The organism is Vagococcus proximus, from assembly GCF_029143285.1.
GTDB classification, from domain to species: Bacteria; Bacillota; Bacilli; order Lactobacillales; family Vagococcaceae; genus Vagococcus_D; species Vagococcus_D proximus.
Window position 1 is genome coordinate 106,647 of record NZ_JAPDSH010000008.1, and the last position, 15,627, is coordinate 122,273.

Consider the following 15,627-nt stretch of genomic DNA (forward strand, 5'->3'; position numbering starts at 1 on the left):
CTATCTACATTTAGGGATGACTCTCATTACTATACAAATAATTTGATAATCAAGTTAATACCATAATCAACAACTCCGAAGAACAGAGCAAATAATAATGTTGTTTGAATAACCGTAGATACATCTTTCTTCAATTGTTTTTTTGAAGGCCATGTTACGATTTTCATTTCTTCACGAACACTCTTTAAAAATTTCATCAGGTAATCCTCCTATTCTTTACTTATTTTGTTTCACGATGCAATGTATGTGATTTGCAGTATTTACAAAATTTTTTGATTTCTAAACGTTCTGTGCGTTGTCCTTCATTTACAGACTTAGAGTAATTTCTAGACCCACAAACCGAACAAGCAAGTGATGATTTTTTAGTTGGCACGGTACAGTATCCCCCATCCTGCTTTAGTTTTACTAGTTTACATTACCACCATTTTTCTATACTGTCAATTGACCATTCAAAGAAAATGAGTATTCAAAAAATATATTCTACTTTTATCTAGGGGTTTTGATTAATATATGTTAAGATAATACTAACAAATCACTCATAATCAGGAGGTTCCTAAAATGCTAATCAAACAAGTTTGCATTCCAAAACAAACCTTAACAACTGTTGACGAGACATGTTCGCTAGAAGCTGCTTTAACTATTCTTGAAGATTCTGGTTACCGTTGTGTACCGGTTCTCGATTCAACAGGAAAAATATTCAGAGGTAATATCTACAAAATGCATATCTACCGTCATAAATCTAACGGTGGTGATATGACACTGCCCGTTACTCACCTTATCAAAAACGCGACGAAATTTATTCATATCAATTCTTCATTCTTCAAAATATTCTTTACTATTAAAGAATTACCTTATATCGCTGTTCTTGATGAGCAACAACATTTTTATGGTATTTTAACTCACAGTAAATTATTAAACGTTTTGGCCCAATCTTGGAATGTCACTGAAGGACGATACGTACTAACTGTTGCTTCTACGGGGCAACAAGGGGATTTAGCAGCTGTTTCTAAAATCATTTCAAAACAAACTTCTATTACAAGTTGTATTACATTAGATGTCGGACAAGATGAATTCATCAGACGCATGTTATTTACTTTACCTGCAGATACTACAGAAGATACACTTAATTCTGTAATTGCCCATCTAGAAAAGAAAAAATATAAAGTAGTAGAAATTGAAGATTTACAAAAGTCTATTGAAGATAGCCATTAATAAAAAAGCTTAGCCGAAGGGCTAAGCTTTTTTATTTTATTTAATTAAACGGTAGATCGCATCTGCATAGATAACAGTCGCATTAATAATATCATCTACTGCCATAAATTCATTAGCTTGGTGCATTGTATCGACACTGTGTGGGAACATTGCGCCAAACGCAACACCACGTTCTAAGATACGACCAAATGTACCGCCACCAATCACTTTACCTTTTCCTTCAAGACCAGTATGTTCAGTATAAACAGCTAATAATGTTTTAACTAGTTCATCATCTTCTGGTACATAGTGAGGCTGGCTAGCTTTAGATACTACTACCAATCCACCAGCTGGCGAAACTAACTCTTCTAATTTAACCTTCATGTCATCAGCAGTTGTCCCTTTAGGATAACGAATATTAAGAGTGACGTAGTTGCCTTCTTCACCAGCAACAAATGAGAATAAACCAGCATTAACTGTTAATTCACCCATGACGTCATCTGTATGTGCAATTCCTAATTTTCCACCTGTTGTATCTTCATGAATAGATGTAGCAATTGTATTTAAGAACGCTTTAGCATCGCCTTCAAAAGCAAAGTTGTTTAAGAATGCTGCTAAATACGTTCCACCATTAATTCCTGATTTAGGGCTAGCGCCATGAGCTGATTTTCCTTTTACAATAACTGTCACAGTTTTACCATCTAATTCTACTGAACCAGAAATTGGGTTTTTCTCAGCAAAATCAATGAAATCTACTTCCATTTTAGCTGCTGCTTCTTCATCAGATACTTCAATCACTGCTGTTGCAGATTCCGGCACCATGTTAACACGTAGTCCAGATTTGAAGTTTGTTAATTGATAAGCACCTGGAGTCGTTCCGTTAAATTCTAAATTGATTGAAGCATTTCCTTTTTCACCATTGATGATTGGGAATTCTGCATCTGGAGCAAAACCAAAATCAGGTTTCTCTTCAACTTCCATATAACGATCCATACATTGCCAACCGCTCTCTTCATCTGTCCCAATAATGAAACGAACGCGTTTAGAAACAGGTAAGCCTAATTCTTTAATCATTTTTAAAGCATAATAAGCTGCCACACTTGGACCTTTATCATCACTTGAACCACGAGCAAATAATTTTCCATCTTTAATAACTGGTGTAAATGGATCTGTATCCCAACCAGTCCCAACAGGAACGACGTCAACATGACCAAAAATTCCCATTGTTTCATCACCTTCACCAAATTCTAAATGGCCAGCAATGTTTTCAATATTTTTTGATTTAAAACCATCACGTTCACCAATCTCTAAGAAACGCAATAGAGCTGCTTTAGGACCAGGTCCAACGGGAGCATCTTCAGTTGCTTTATCGTCTTCCCTCACACTTGGGATACTTAATAAATCAAATAAGTCTTTAAATAAATCGTCTTTTCTTGCTTCTACTTCTTCACGCCAATTAATTGTCATCCATTCCACTCCTATCTGATTTTAAACATACTTCATTCTACCATTTTTTTCGAAAAAAATAAAAAGGAGCTTCTTATCTTTTTAAACTTTTGGTTTTTGTAATAATTCTAGCTCTTCCATTGAGACGTTGCGGTAGCTCCCTCTAGCTAAACTATCGTCTAAAACAAGTCCCCCCATAGAATGACGATGGAGTGTCAAAACAGTTTTATCCACCGCTTCAAACATTCGCTTCACTTGATGATACTTCCCTTCAGAGATCACAACCTCAATTCTTGATTGTTTCATTTCTTCATCAACAGACACTATGGTTAAATAACCCGGTAAGCATTCTTCATCTCCTGATATAATCAACCCTTCTTTAAACCTGACTACATCTTCCTCTGTCACAACTCCTTCAATCAGGGCGTGATAACATTTTGAAACATGTTTTTTGGGTGATAATAAATTATGGCTAAGTTTTCCATCATTGGTCAAAATCAAAAGACCTGTTGTATCCTTATCCAATCGTCCCACTGGAAATAAATCCTCACGGTAATCTTCACGTGTTAGTAAATCAAGAACTGTTTTGTGGCGATTATCTTCTGTAGCTGAAATAACGCCTTCAGGTTTATGTAGCATATAATATAAATACTTTTGATACTCCAGAACTTCTCCATTTAAGGTCACATTATCCGATGACTCATTGACACTAAACTTGCCATCCTTAACTCTTTTACCATTAACTTCTACATTCTCTTTTTTTAAAATTTCTTTCACTTCTTTACGACTGCCATAGCCACAATGACTAATTAATTTATCTAATCTCATCTAATCCCTCACTTATTTTCATGGTAGTAAAAAAGAACACTTTTAAAAGTGTTCTTCTCATTTTTAAATAGCTTTAATTTTTAATTTACGACGAATGCCCGCTACTTTATCACCTAATAATTGATCAGCTAAGCGTAATTTCAAAGCAAGATAACCATACACTACAACACCTAATCCACCTACAACCATTACAATAATAAATGATTGCATTTTACTATCTGGACTTAGGAATGTACACAGTAGTAAACGAGCTAGATAAGCTGCCACAGTCATGATTACACTTAAAATGAAAATTAAAATCGTTCTTCTTAATACAATACTTAAATCAAATCGAGTTATCTTTTTGATATGCGCTGTTGTTAAATAAGATGCTACCAAGAAACAAACTGCCGTTGATAACAATGGCCCGTAAACTTGGAACTTCGCAATGAATGGGTATTGTAAAATCACTTTTACAAGTAACCCTATTCCTAAAAATTGCATGGCTTTTTTATTTTCATACAAGCCTTGAAGCGTCGTTGACACTAGCATATAAAAGCCTAAAATAATTCCTACATAACACGCTTGAATTAAGACTGATGAACCCAAATGATCCGGCTCATAGAATAATGTATTTAATGGATAAGCTAACACTATCATGCCCATTGTTGCCGGAATCATAACGAAGAAAAACAGCTGAAAATTATCCGCAATTAGTTTCGCGACACCCCGACGGTCTTTTAGCGTAAAAGCTTCTGTCACTAGCGGTAAACTTGTTACAGCAAGAGACGTGGCAATTGAAATAGTGATCATTGTTAATTTGTCTGGATTCGCACTAAATGTACTAAACAACCCTTTGATTTGTGTCGGAGTATAATTTGTTAAATGATGCATCGCGCGTTCAAATGTATATTGATCAAATATTTTCACAATCGTAATAGCTGAACCGATTACGATAAACGGTAACGCTTCAACTATCATTTCTTTTAATAAATCATTTGTTGAAATTGTAATTTTATTATCACTATTTTGTTCTAGTTCACGCATTTTCTTTGATTCTTTCTGATAGAACCACGCTAACGTTGCTAGCGCTGCTAGCATTCCAATAAATGCTGCAAATGTTGATTGTGTTACCGCTGCAACATAATCACCCGTTTTTACCTTCATAATAATAAACGTTGCAAGTAGCATGTAAAAGACACGTGCAAACTGTTCTACAATTTGAGAAACAGCTGATGGCATCATGTCATGGTAACCTTGAAAGAAACCACGTATAACACTCATACAAGGGAAAATCAGTAGCGCGACACTTAGCGCTCTCATTGTCGGAATTAATTCTTTATCACCAGCCGCTAATATCGGGGCTGCAAAGAACATAATACCCGCAAATGCTACACCTAGACCTAGCATCAAGTACATCGACTTTTTAAATAATTTCTTACTCAAACCGTATTCATTTAACGAGTTATAGTGAGAAATTTGTTTGGCTATAGCACCAGGAATACCAGCCGTTGCAATCATTAAGAACAACGCATAAATATTATAGCCCTTTGTAAATAGATTATTCGCAACTTTCGCATTCTCACCCATCCACGCATACCAAGGTATGATATAAATGGCCCCCATTAAACGAGATACAACACTACCAATTGTCATCCAAAGTGATCCTCGGACCATCTTCTGTTTAGAGTCTAATTCCTTTTGTTCAAAATTCTCATTTTGAATTTCCATGTTTTATGTCCAACTTTCTTACCATTCTAAAAAACTGTTACTATCATTCTACCAAAAATAAACACAATAGTTAAGGTATAGCCCATATTTAATTATTAAATTTTCATTTAGTCTACCCGAAAAAAAAAGAACCGTAAAAGTTACGGTTCTTTCTACACTATTGATTTAATTCGCCACAATATTAACTAATTTATTCGGTACAGCAATCACTTTACGAACCGTTTTATCTGCTAATTGCTCAACAACTAATTCATTTGCCATCGCTAATTTTTCTAACTCTTCACGTTCAGTATCGCGTGCTACTGTTAACTTCGCGCGAACTTTACCATTGATTTGAACAACAATCTCTAACTCATCTTCCACTAAGAATTTTTCTTCATATGTTGGCCAAGCTACATATGTCAAGCTCCCTTCGTGACCTAAGATCGCCCATAGTTCTTCACTCATGTGAGGCGCGATAGGAGCTAACAATTGAACAAATCCTTCGATATACTCTTGAGGTAATACTTCTTGTTTATTCGCTTCATTTACGAAGACCATTAATTGAGAAATCGCCGTATTGAAACGTAGACCTTCATAATCTTCAGTTACTTTTTTAACTGTTTGATGATAAACCTTCGCTAGTGCATCATTTGCTTCTGATGAAATCGCATCACGTTTTTTATTATCTTCTGTTACGATTAGACGCCACACGCGGTCTAAGAATTTACGGCTACCTTCAAGACCATTTTCACTCCAGGCAATAGCTGCATCAAGAGGTCCCATAAACATTTCGTATAGACGCAATGTATCTGCTCCATATTTTTCAACCACATCATCCGGATTAACAACATTCCCTTTTGATTTAGACATCTTCTCATTGTTACTTCCTAAAATCATTCCTTGGTTATATAGACGTTGGAATGGCTCTTTAGTTGGAACAACACCACAATCATATAAGAATTTATGCCAGAAACGAGCATATAATAAGTGAAGAACAGCATGCTCTGCTCCACCAATATACATATCAACTGGTAACCAGTCATTCAATTTCTCAGGATCCGCTAACACGTCATCATTGTTAGGGTCGATATAACGTAAGTAATACCATGAACTTCCTGCCCATTGTGGCATTGTATTTGTTTCACGACGTCCTTTCATACCAGTTTCAGGATCTACAATATTCACCCACTCTTCAATATTAGCAAGTGGTGATTCACCCGTACCACTTGGTTTAATATCGTTTGTTACAGGTAAAATTAACGGTAATTCTTCTTCTGGAACAGTTGTCATTGTCCCATCTTCCCAGTGAATCACTGGGATTGGTTCACCCCAATAACGTTGACGAGAGAATAGCCAATCACGTAGACGGTAACTTACTTCTTTACGTCCTACTTCTTTTTCTTCTAACCACTTAAGCATCTCTGTAATAGCTTCTTCTTTTCCTAAACCATTTAAGAAATCAGAATTAATATGATTGCCATCACCTACAAAGGCTTCTTTTTCAATATCGCCACCTTCAACAACCGGTGTGATTGTTAAATCAAATGTTTTCGCAAACTCATAATCACGTTCATCATGTGCAGGAACTGCCATAATCGCGCCCGTTCCATATGTTCCTAAAACATAATCTGCAATCCAGATAGGCATTTTTTCGCCATTAGCCGGGTTAATCGCATACGCTCCTGTGAAAACACCTGTTTTTTCTTTTGATAATTCTGTACGCATTAATTCAGATTTTTTAGCAGCTGCTTCACTATATGCTTCAACTTCTGCTAATTGCTCTGGAATTGTAATTTCTTTTACTAAATCTAATTCAGGTGCTAATACAGCATAAGTTGCTCCAAATAATGTATCAGGACGAGTTGTAAAGACTTCAAATTCTTTATCAGAATCTGCCACTTTAAAGGTTACTTTAGCTCCTTCAGAACGACCAATCCAATTACGTTGCATCTCTTTAATATTTTCAGGCCAGTCTACTTCTTCTAAATCATCAATCAAACGGTCTGCATAAGCTGTAATTTTTAACATCCATTGTTTCATCGGAACGCGTAATACTGGATGATCTCCACGTTCTGATTTGCCATCGATAACTTCTTCATTCGCTAAAACAGTTCCCAAAGCTGGACACCAGTTAACTGGAATTTCAGCTTCATATGCTAACCCTTTTTCGAATAATTTTGTAAAAATCCATTGTGTCCATTTATAGTAACTAGGATCTGTTGTATTAATTTCACGATCCCAATCGTAACTAAACCCAAGTGAATTGATTTGTTTACGGAACACCTCAATATTTTGTTGTGTGAATTCTGCAGGGTCGTTCCCCGTATCTAGTGCATACTGTTCAGCAGGTAAACCAAACGCGTCCCAGCCCATTGGATGTAACACATTATAACCTTGGCTACGTTTCATACGTGATAAAATATCAGTTGCTGTATACCCCTCTGGATGACCTACGTGAAGTCCTTGTCCTGATGGATACGGAAACATATCTAGTGCATAAAAATTATCTTTCCCTTTATCTTCAGTTGTTTTAAATGTGTGATTGTTAGCCCAAAAATCTTGCCATTTCTTTTCTATTTCTTTGTGTTGGTATCCCATACATTATCCCTCCTAATAGTAATAAAAATAAAAACGCCCTATAAAAGCCACCACAATAACGTGTCGCTTTTATAGGACGTTTGATTGTCATCTAAACGTGGTACCACCCATAATTTACATTTGTAGTCATTCACAAATGCCTCATAATCATGATAACGGCTGACACCGGTCTAACCTTATCAGTTAAACAGTTCCCAAGGTAAGTTCAAAAGCGTTCACTGCATGTTCACACCACCACATGCTCTCTGTAAGCTAGGACTCTTTACTACTCCTCTTCGTTTGTATACTATTCATAGTATCAAATAACCCCATCAACTGCAACCTAAAAACAAAACTAACGCCCTAGTCCCTCTAGGACTTTTGACTGATTTTTGCCCTATCCTATTGTACTACTAGTCTTTAGAGGCTATATTTATACTAGTTACTTAACGTTTTTCACGTTTAGAGCAATTTCAAAGAAATGAGGGTTCTACTTATGAACAAGGAACACTTTTTAACTGAGTTAAAAATAAAGCTACGTCCTTTACCTAAAAAAGAACAAGCTTACTTTCTACACCTCTATAATGATAAATTTAATCAATTACTAGATGAAGGTCTAGAAGAAGTCTACGTCTCAAAACAACTTGGACATCCCCAACATATCGCTGAAGAAATCCTAAAAGAATATGGCATCAAGCCTACAGATTACTCTTCTGAAAAAAGCAGTGACTGGCAAGAATTTTCAAGCAGCGATGCTTACGATGACCATCCTTACTATCAGAGTTTCTCAGAACAACAAAAGAAACCCGCCTCTTTCTTTATTCGATTCTGCCAAGTCGCAGGCGTTCTTCTTTTTAACGGCTTATTCATGATATGGATGATTTTTGGTGCATTAGCCCTATTATTTGGTATTTGGTTAACTGTGCTTATCTTAACTCTTTCACCTCTTATTGGTATTGTTGCCTTCTTTTTAAACAGCGGGGCTATGGCAATGTTTCAAATCTTTGCCTCCATTGCCTTATCAGGGATTGGTGTAATTGGACTTGCTTTACTTATCCCAATCACTAAAGCAGTCACACAACTATTAAAACACTATACCACTTGGAATCTACGACTACTACGAGGTGAACACTAATGACAAAAAAAATGATCAGCCTTGCCTCTTTTGGTATCTTGCTCCTAATAATCGGAGTAGCTGGTGGCACTTTCTACTATGTAAAAGCAGACAAACAACTTTCAGCTCATATTAAAGAAGAGTATCAACCTAAGAATAAAAAAACAACCGACAACTTGGAATTAACTATCGCAGGCGACTTGAATTACCGTATTAGCCAATCTGACGATACTAAATTTCATGTTGAAGGAACGACCTATTCTCTCGATAAAAATCAAAAATTTGACTGGAAAAAATCTGAAACAGATGATACTACTAAAATGGAGCTGAACTTTACAAAAAGCACAAAAAAATCACCTCCTATTGGTGTTAATTTTTGGGAAACAGATCATCAATCGGTTTACCTAAGTATTCCCAAATCTTATAAAACTATTACAGTCAAAGGTCAAAAAAATTCGCAAGTTAATCTTTTTGATATGACAACTGACAACCTTATCTTAAAAAACGAAGGAGCACATGTTACCCTTGCAAACTCAAAATTAACAACCTTAAACGTAACAGGCAATGCGTCCTATATATCGCTCTTTGACCTTAAGGTTGAAAAAGAAATAACAGCGTCTAATGACTCAACAACACTTGATATTAGTAATACTAAATCACCTAACATACATCTAAAAAATAATGACGGTGAGATTCTAGCTTCTGAAGTGAAAGGTTCCCTCGAAGTGATTACCGAAAACGGGGACATTTCATTAACTGAAATAACAGGTCCTATTACAGCTACTTCTCAAAATGGGACACTGAATTGGGATGGCGATCACTTAGAAGATGATACAAGCTTAACAACTGTTAACGGTGACGTATTTGCTAGATTTGGAAATAGACCAAAAAACAGCTCTATTAAAGCGAAATCTCAGAATGGTGATATCACTCTATTTAATAAAGATACCGATCACTTTAAAATAAAAAATGCAAAACATACACTTTCAATTGAAACCTCTTCTGGTGATATTGATGTTTCCGCTGAAGGCTATGAAGATTACGATGATGAACTTAATGATGACTTTTAAATCATACTCTCATCTGATTAGTTAATCACAAATATATGATATAATAAAAAGACTCTTGGTCTGCCAATGAGTCTTTTTATTATACCCAAAAGGAGCGACTTACTATGCACAGTTCAAAACATAATAACTGGTACTTAGCCGGAAGCGTATCACTCGTTTTCTTTATGATACTCGGCTATACCGTCAAATTTTACGAAAGTACACTTTCATTTATAGATCAGCCTCTTACCACAGCAATTCGTGGCGCACTAACTGAAACAAACACAATCTTCTTCACGGTAGTGACACAGCTCGGAAGTAGTATAGGTCTTGCGATTCTACTACTTCTCACTTGTTTACTACTCTTAAAATTTAAACGTAAAGCGGAAGCACTTTGGCTTCTGGTAAATGTAGGTTTGATTGCAAGTTTGGGTAACTATTTAATTAAATTCCTATTCCAACGACCTCGTCCAAGTATTGAACACTTGGTTTACGCCGGTCATTATAGTTTCCCAAGCGGCCATTCTATGGCGAGTATCCTCTTCTACGGAACACTTATTATTATCAGTCAATTCATCATAAAAAATAAAACATACCGTTTCATTAGCCAGTTTATCCTAGGCTGTCTTATCCTACTCATCGGTATGAGCCGTGTTTATCTAGGTGTACACTACCCTACAGATATTATTGGTGGTTACTTGCTAGGTCTTAGCTGGTTATTCGCAACCTATCCATTATTCCAAAAACAACGTTTTATTTGGCGCTTTAAAGGCAAACAAAAATAAGAAAGGTGTTACCCATGACTACACAAATATTTCGGTATTCAAATGATCCTACTAAAAATTATCATACTTGGAATTATGCGCTAAGAGAAACTTTTGGTGAAAAGCTTTTTAAAGTCCCCATCGACGGTGGCTTTGATTGCCCTAATCGTGACGGAACAGTCGCCAGAGGCGGCTGTACATTTTGTAGTGTCTCTGGTTCAGGAGACATGATCCTTGAACCCACAGCACCCCTTGATGAGCAATTCCATCAAGAGATTGGACGGATGCATAAAAAATGGCCTGGCGTTACACAATATCTCGTTTATTTCCAAAACTTCACCAATACTCATGCACCTGTTGACATCATTCGCGAGCGTTTTGAACAAGTCCTTAGTCAACCAGGTGTTGTTGGTATCTCCATCGGAACTAGACCCGACTGTTTACCCGATGATGTTGTCGACTACCTTGCTGAATTAAACGAACGCTTCTATCTCTGGGTTGAATTAGGTCTACAAACAACTTATGAAGAAACAAGCAACAAAATTAATCGTGCACACGATTACCAAACTTACCTTGATGGTGTAGCTAAGTTACGTAAACATAACATCAACGTGTGTACTCATCTTATTAACGGATTACCTGGTGAAACAACAGATATGATGTTAGACAATGTTCGTCGAACTATTGTAGATTCAGACATTCAAGGTATCAAACTTCACTTGTTACATCTCATGACCAATACAAAAATGATGCGCGACTATGTTTCAGGAGACCTAAAACTCATGACACAAGAAGCATATGTTAACCTCATTTGTGATCAATTAGAAATGATTCCTCCTGAGATAGTCATTCACCGTTTAACAGGCGATGCTCCTCGAGATACTATCATCGGCCCAATGTGGAGCCTTAAAAAATGGGAAGTCTTAAATGCGATTGATGATGAATTGGCTAGAAGAAATAGCTACCAAGGAAAATTTAATGTCCGAGAGGAGAATACTCATGCTTAAAACAGCCTTACATTATAGTCATGATTTATTAAAAGAGGTGGTCACGGAAGGCGACCTAGTGATAGATGGCACCGTTGGAAACGGAAATGATACTTTATTTCTAGCTGAACTAGTAGGTGAAACCGGAACAGTCCTTGGTTTCGATGTCCAAGAACAAGCTATCCAAACTACCCAAGCTATACTGAACGAAGCTGGTCTTAACAAACAAGTAACACTCTACCAACAAGGGCACGAAACACTGGGGCTAGTTATTCCTGCTGGTAAAAAAGTTAAAGCTGCTATCTTTAATTTAGGTTATCTCCCTAAGAGCGATAAAACTATCATTACCCAAAGCCATACTACATTAAAAGCACTAGAAGATCTTTTGACACTGACAGAAGATCTTGGTCGTATTATCGTTGTCATATACTACGGACATGACGGCGGAGAAATTGAAAAAAATGCCGTTTTAAATTTTGTTAAACAAATACCACAAACACAATTTAACGTCTTATCTTATCAATTTATTAACCAAAAAAATAATCCCCCTATTCTAATTACTATAGAAAAAAAAGCTCAGAAGATTAATTAATCTCCTGAGCTTTTTATTAAACTAATTTTTCAGATTTTTGGAATTGATTCATAACTAACGCTGCAATAATTAAGATAATTCCAACAAAGTAAACTGTGTGTAGCCCCGTATATAAAATAGAACGAAGTGGTACAATTGATTCTGTCGGCAATTGCTTTAATGTGTCATGACTTGATAATTGATCAATCATTTCACGTTTCAAACCTAAACCAGTATCAGCAGCAACTTCTTTATTAAAGTGATTATTCAATACCACACCAAAGATTGACACCATAATTGTTTGTCCCAATGTACGGCTCAATGTATTAAGTGATGTTGCAATACCAATATTTTCTTCATCTACACAACTTTGGGCACGAACAGTTGTACATGTAATCGTAATCCCTAATCCGATTCCCGTAAATCCTGAGATTAAACAAAAGGCCCAGAATGGTGTTGTCACTGGAACGTTAGCCAAGAACAAACCACCTATTAAGATAATTACTAACCCAACTGTCATCGCACGTTTTGTAGTTGATTTTTCTAATAACTTATCGGCTAAGAATGACCCAATCACCCAAGCAAATGATAACGGTGCTAATGCCATGCCACCAAGCGCTGCTTTGAGTCCTAATACCCCTTGCATCCACATTGGAATATAAACATCAATCCCCATTAAGAATCCACTTACTAACGCTGCAATTAAATTAACAATCATAAATGTCGAATGTTTAAATAAATCTAATGAAATAACTGGATCTATCGCTGTACGTTCTACTTTCACAAAAATAAAACCTAAAATAATGACCAAAGCAAAACAAATCGCTGTGATAAAACTAGCGCCAGACGGATCGCTTAATGTTTGGAAACCGTATAATAACACAAGTAATAACATCATCAACGTTAAACTTCCAGCAATATCAATCGGTTGCTTCTCATGCTCACTCTTAGGTTCAACTAAGAACATCATTGTTAATACAACTAAGACAATTCCAATTGGAACATTAACAAAGAAAATCCAATGCCAACCTATTGTATCTACAATAAATCCTCCACACAATGGTCCAACAACACTGGCAATCCCCCAAAAAGCACTACTTAAACCTAAGATTTTAGCACGCTTTTCAATTGGATAAATATCAGCAATAATAGTCATAGCTACAGGCATAATTGCACCCGCCCCAATACCTTGAATTGCTCTAAAGACTATCAACTGAACCATACTACCAGAAATCCCACATAAAGACGACCCAATAATGAACACAATAATACCAAATATAAAGACAGGCTTTCGTCCGATACGGTCAACTAATTTTCCATATATAGGTGTCATCATAGCATTTGTTAATAAATAAATTGAGAAAACCCAACTCATTATTTCTCCACCCTTTAATTGACCTGCTATGGTTGGCATCGCTGTTGATACGATGGTTGCTTCTATCGCTGTCATAAAAATAGCAATGAAGACGGTTAATGTTACTACTTTTACATTTGTTTCTTTTCTTCTCACACTTCCACTTCCTTTAATCTATATTATTCTATAAAAATAGCGTCTCTCAACGAAGTCAAATAAACTTCAATGAGAGCCGCCTCTATTACTCTGCTAAGCTTGCTAAAAGGGCTTCAACTTTATCAGTTTTCTCCCAAGTGAAGTCAGCATCTGTACGACCAAAATGACCATATGCTGCAGTTTTTCTGAAAATTGGTTTTCTTAAATCTAGCATATCAATAATCCCTGCCGGACGTAAATCAAAATTCTTTCTCACTGCTTGAATTAATTTGTCTTTTGAAACAGTTTCAGTTCCAAATGTTTCAATAGAAATAGAAACAGGCTGAGCCACTCCAATAGCATACGCTAATTGAACTTCACATTTTGTTGCTAGTTTAGCTGCAACAATATTTTTTGCAATATAACGTGCTGCATAACTAGCCGAACGGTCAACCTTAGTAGCATCCTTACCTGAGAACGCACCGCCACCATGACGAGCATAACCACCATAAGTATCTACGATAATTTTACGTCCTGTAAGTCCAGCATCCCCTTGAGGTCCACCAATTACAAATCTACCTGTTGGATTAATAAAATATTTAGTCGTATCATCTAATAATTCATTAGGAATAACTTCTAAAATAACTTTTTCCATAATATCTTTTTGAATCTGTTCTAATGTCACATCTTCATCATGCTGCGTACTAATAACAACAGTGTCCACTTTTAATGGTGTCCCGTTCTCATCATATTCGACAGTAACTTGTGACTTAGCATCTGGTCTTAAATATGTTAACACATTATTTTTACGCACATCAGCTAATTTTTTAGTTAGTTGATGACTCAAAGCGATTGGCAATGGCATCAATTCTGATGTTTCATCACAAGCAAACCCAAACATTAAACCTTGGTCTCCCGCACCAATATCCTTACCATCTGAATCACGACCTTCAAGTGCATCATCAACACCCATTGCGATATCAGGTGATTGTTCATCAAGAGCTACCATAACGGCACATGTATCACCATCAAATCCATATTTAGCACGTGTATAACCTATTTCTTTGATAGTATCACGCACTACTTTTTGAATATCGACATATGCTGTTGTTGTTACCTCTCCAAAAACTAAAACCAAACCTGTTGTTACTGAGGTTTCACAAGCAACTCGAGCCATTGGATCTTTTTCTAGCAATGCATCTAAAACCGCATCACTAATCTGATCAGCTACCTTATCTGGATGCCCTTCAGAAACTGATTCTGACGTAAATAAAAATTTTTCTTTCATAAATAATTCCCCCTTTATATTTGTCGGTTACAAGGCATTTTCATTGAAAAATGAATCCTATCGGGAATCTTGCAACATTTCTAGTATAACAAATTTCATATCCAAACGCACACCTTTTTAAAGCTTTACTAAAAAAGGGATAAAAAAAAAGAGCATATGCTCTTTTTATGACCCGTACGGGAATCGAACCCGTGATACCGCCGTGAAAGGGCGGTGTCTTAACCGCTTGACCAACGGGCCTTATTATAATGATACTACGGAGAAGGAGGGATTTGAACCCTCGCGCCGCGTAAACGACCTACACCCTTAGCAGGGGCGCCTCTTCAGCCACTTGAGTACTTCCCCATATTCAAAAAATATAATGGGCCTAAATGGACTCGAACCATCGACCTCACGCTTATCAGGCGTGCGCTCTAACCAGCTGAGCTATAGGCCCATTTGAAAATGGATTGTTTTATCTCTAAAACAAAGCGGGTGACGAGAATCGAACTCGCGACAACAGCTTGGAAGGCTGTGGTTTTACCACTAAACTACACCCGCAAAAATACGGTCTGGACGGGACTCGAACCCGCGACCTCCTGCGTGACAGGCAGGCATTCTAACCAGCTGAACTACCAAACCATGAATCTTTA

At 36.6% G+C, this 15,627-nt stretch carries 14 protein-coding genes, 5 tRNA genes, 1 riboswitch and 1 other annotated feature; of the genes, 6 read left to right on the top strand and 13 right to left on the bottom strand.

The window, feature by feature from the left end:
- Window positions 1-29: 29 nt before the first annotated feature.
- Both secE and rpmG read right to left on the bottom strand, forming a co-directional pair.
- Window positions 30-197, bottom strand: coding sequence for a preprotein translocase subunit SecE (secE, locus tag OL233_RS10120; RefSeq protein ID WP_126832658.1), 168 nt, complete (start codon window positions 195-197; stop codon window positions 30-32).
- Between the two features lie 23 nt (window positions 198-220).
- A complete protein-coding gene (gene rpmG / locus OL233_RS10125; RefSeq protein WP_126832656.1) occupies window positions 221-373 on the bottom strand; it encodes a 50S ribosomal protein L33 in 153 nt (50 codons plus the stop codon).
- 185 nt (window positions 374-558) lie between these two features.
- Between rpmG and cbpA the strand changes: the two genes are divergently transcribed.
- Window positions 559-1,212 carry a cyclic di-AMP binding protein CbpA gene (gene cbpA, locus OL233_RS10130; RefSeq protein ID WP_275472191.1) on the top strand — a complete coding sequence of 218 codons (654 nt, stop codon included), beginning with the start codon at window positions 559-561 and terminating at the stop codon, window positions 1,210-1,212.
- Window positions 1,213-1,248: 36 nt separating this feature from the next.
- Here the strand turns inward: cbpA and pepV are convergent, their stop codons facing one another.
- The 4 genes from pepV to leuS form a co-directional block, all read right to left on the bottom strand.
- The gene (pepV, locus tag OL233_RS10135) at window positions 1,249-2,658 is read right to left on the bottom strand and encodes a dipeptidase PepV (RefSeq protein ID WP_275472192.1); all 1,410 of its coding nucleotides are present in this window, start codon (window positions 2,656-2,658) and stop codon (window positions 1,249-1,251) included.
- A gap of 81 nt (window positions 2,659-2,739) precedes the next feature.
- Complete coding sequence (locus tag OL233_RS10140) at window positions 2,740-3,465, bottom strand: pseudouridine synthase (RefSeq protein WP_275472193.1); 726 nt, start codon at window positions 3,463-3,465, stop codon at window positions 2,740-2,742.
- A gap of 63 nt (window positions 3,466-3,528) precedes the next feature.
- A complete protein-coding gene (locus tag OL233_RS10145) occupies window positions 3,529-5,175 on the bottom strand; it encodes a putative polysaccharide biosynthesis protein (RefSeq protein ID WP_275472194.1) in 1,647 nt (548 codons plus the stop codon).
- Window positions 5,176-5,340: 165 nt separating this feature from the next.
- A complete protein-coding gene (leuS, locus tag OL233_RS10150) occupies window positions 5,341-7,755 on the bottom strand; it encodes a leucine--tRNA ligase (RefSeq protein ID WP_275472195.1) in 2,415 nt (804 codons plus the stop codon).
- Window positions 7,756-7,824: 69 nt separating this feature from the next.
- Window positions 7,825-8,048: a binding site (T-box leader), on the bottom strand.
- A gap of 182 nt (window positions 8,049-8,230) precedes the next feature.
- Between leuS and OL233_RS10155 the strand changes: the two genes are divergently transcribed.
- The 5 genes from OL233_RS10155 (at window position 8,231) to mnmM (ending at window position 12,239) form a co-directional block, all read left to right on the top strand.
- Complete coding sequence (locus OL233_RS10155; RefSeq protein ID WP_275472196.1) at window positions 8,231-8,869, top strand: DUF1700 domain-containing protein; 639 nt, start codon at window positions 8,231-8,233, stop codon at window positions 8,867-8,869.
- Window positions 8,869-9,918: a DUF4097 family beta strand repeat-containing protein gene (locus tag OL233_RS10160; protein ID WP_275472197.1), complete on the top strand. Its 1,050-nt coding sequence runs from the start codon at window positions 8,869-8,871 to the stop codon at window positions 9,916-9,918. Before OL233_RS10155 ends, OL233_RS10160 begins: the two co-directional genes overlap by 1 nt.
- Before the next feature lie 104 nt (window positions 9,919-10,022).
- Window positions 10,023-10,682, top strand: coding sequence for a phosphatase PAP2 family protein (locus OL233_RS10165; RefSeq protein WP_275472198.1), 660 nt, complete (start codon window positions 10,023-10,025; stop codon window positions 10,680-10,682).
- A 14-nt stretch (window positions 10,683-10,696) separates the two neighbouring features.
- Complete coding sequence (gene mnmL / locus OL233_RS10170; protein ID WP_275472199.1) at window positions 10,697-11,668, top strand: tRNA modification radical SAM protein MnmL/YtqA; 972 nt, start codon at window positions 10,697-10,699, stop codon at window positions 11,666-11,668.
- A complete protein-coding gene (gene mnmM, locus OL233_RS10175) occupies window positions 11,661-12,239 on the top strand; it encodes a tRNA 5-(aminomethyl)-2-thiouridylate-methyltransferase MnmM (protein WP_275472200.1) in 579 nt (192 codons plus the stop codon). The genes mnmL and mnmM overlap by 8 nt, the downstream gene beginning before the upstream one ends.
- A 16-nt stretch (window positions 12,240-12,255) precedes the next feature.
- On the opposite strand, the gene OL233_RS10180 is transcribed toward mnmM, so the two are convergent.
- The 7 genes from OL233_RS10180 to OL233_RS10210 form a co-directional block, all read right to left on the bottom strand.
- Entirely contained in the window at window positions 12,256-13,728 is a 1,473-nt protein-coding gene (locus OL233_RS10180; RefSeq protein WP_275472201.1) for an MDR family MFS transporter, read from the bottom strand.
- A gap of 85 nt (window positions 13,729-13,813) precedes the next feature.
- Window positions 13,814-14,995, bottom strand: a complete 1,182-nt coding sequence (gene metK / locus OL233_RS10185) for a methionine adenosyltransferase (protein WP_275472202.1) — start codon at window positions 14,993-14,995, stop codon at window positions 13,814-13,816.
- Window positions 14,993-15,075: riboswitch (SMK box riboswitch) on the bottom strand. (Overlaps the previous gene by 3 nt.)
- Before the next feature lie 88 nt (window positions 15,076-15,163).
- A tRNA-Glu gene (locus OL233_RS10190) sits at window positions 15,164-15,235 on the bottom strand.
- A gap of 17 nt (window positions 15,236-15,252) precedes the next feature.
- A tRNA-Ser gene (locus OL233_RS10195) sits at window positions 15,253-15,340 on the bottom strand.
- A gap of 17 nt (window positions 15,341-15,357) precedes the next feature.
- Window positions 15,358-15,431 (bottom strand) — tRNA-Ile (locus OL233_RS10200).
- Between the two features lie 33 nt (window positions 15,432-15,464).
- Window positions 15,465-15,535: transfer RNA gene (locus OL233_RS10205), tRNA-Gly, on the bottom strand.
- 7 nt (window positions 15,536-15,542) lie between these two features.
- Window positions 15,543-15,616, bottom strand: a tRNA-Asp gene (locus OL233_RS10210).
- Window positions 15,617-15,627 lie beyond the last annotated feature (11 nt).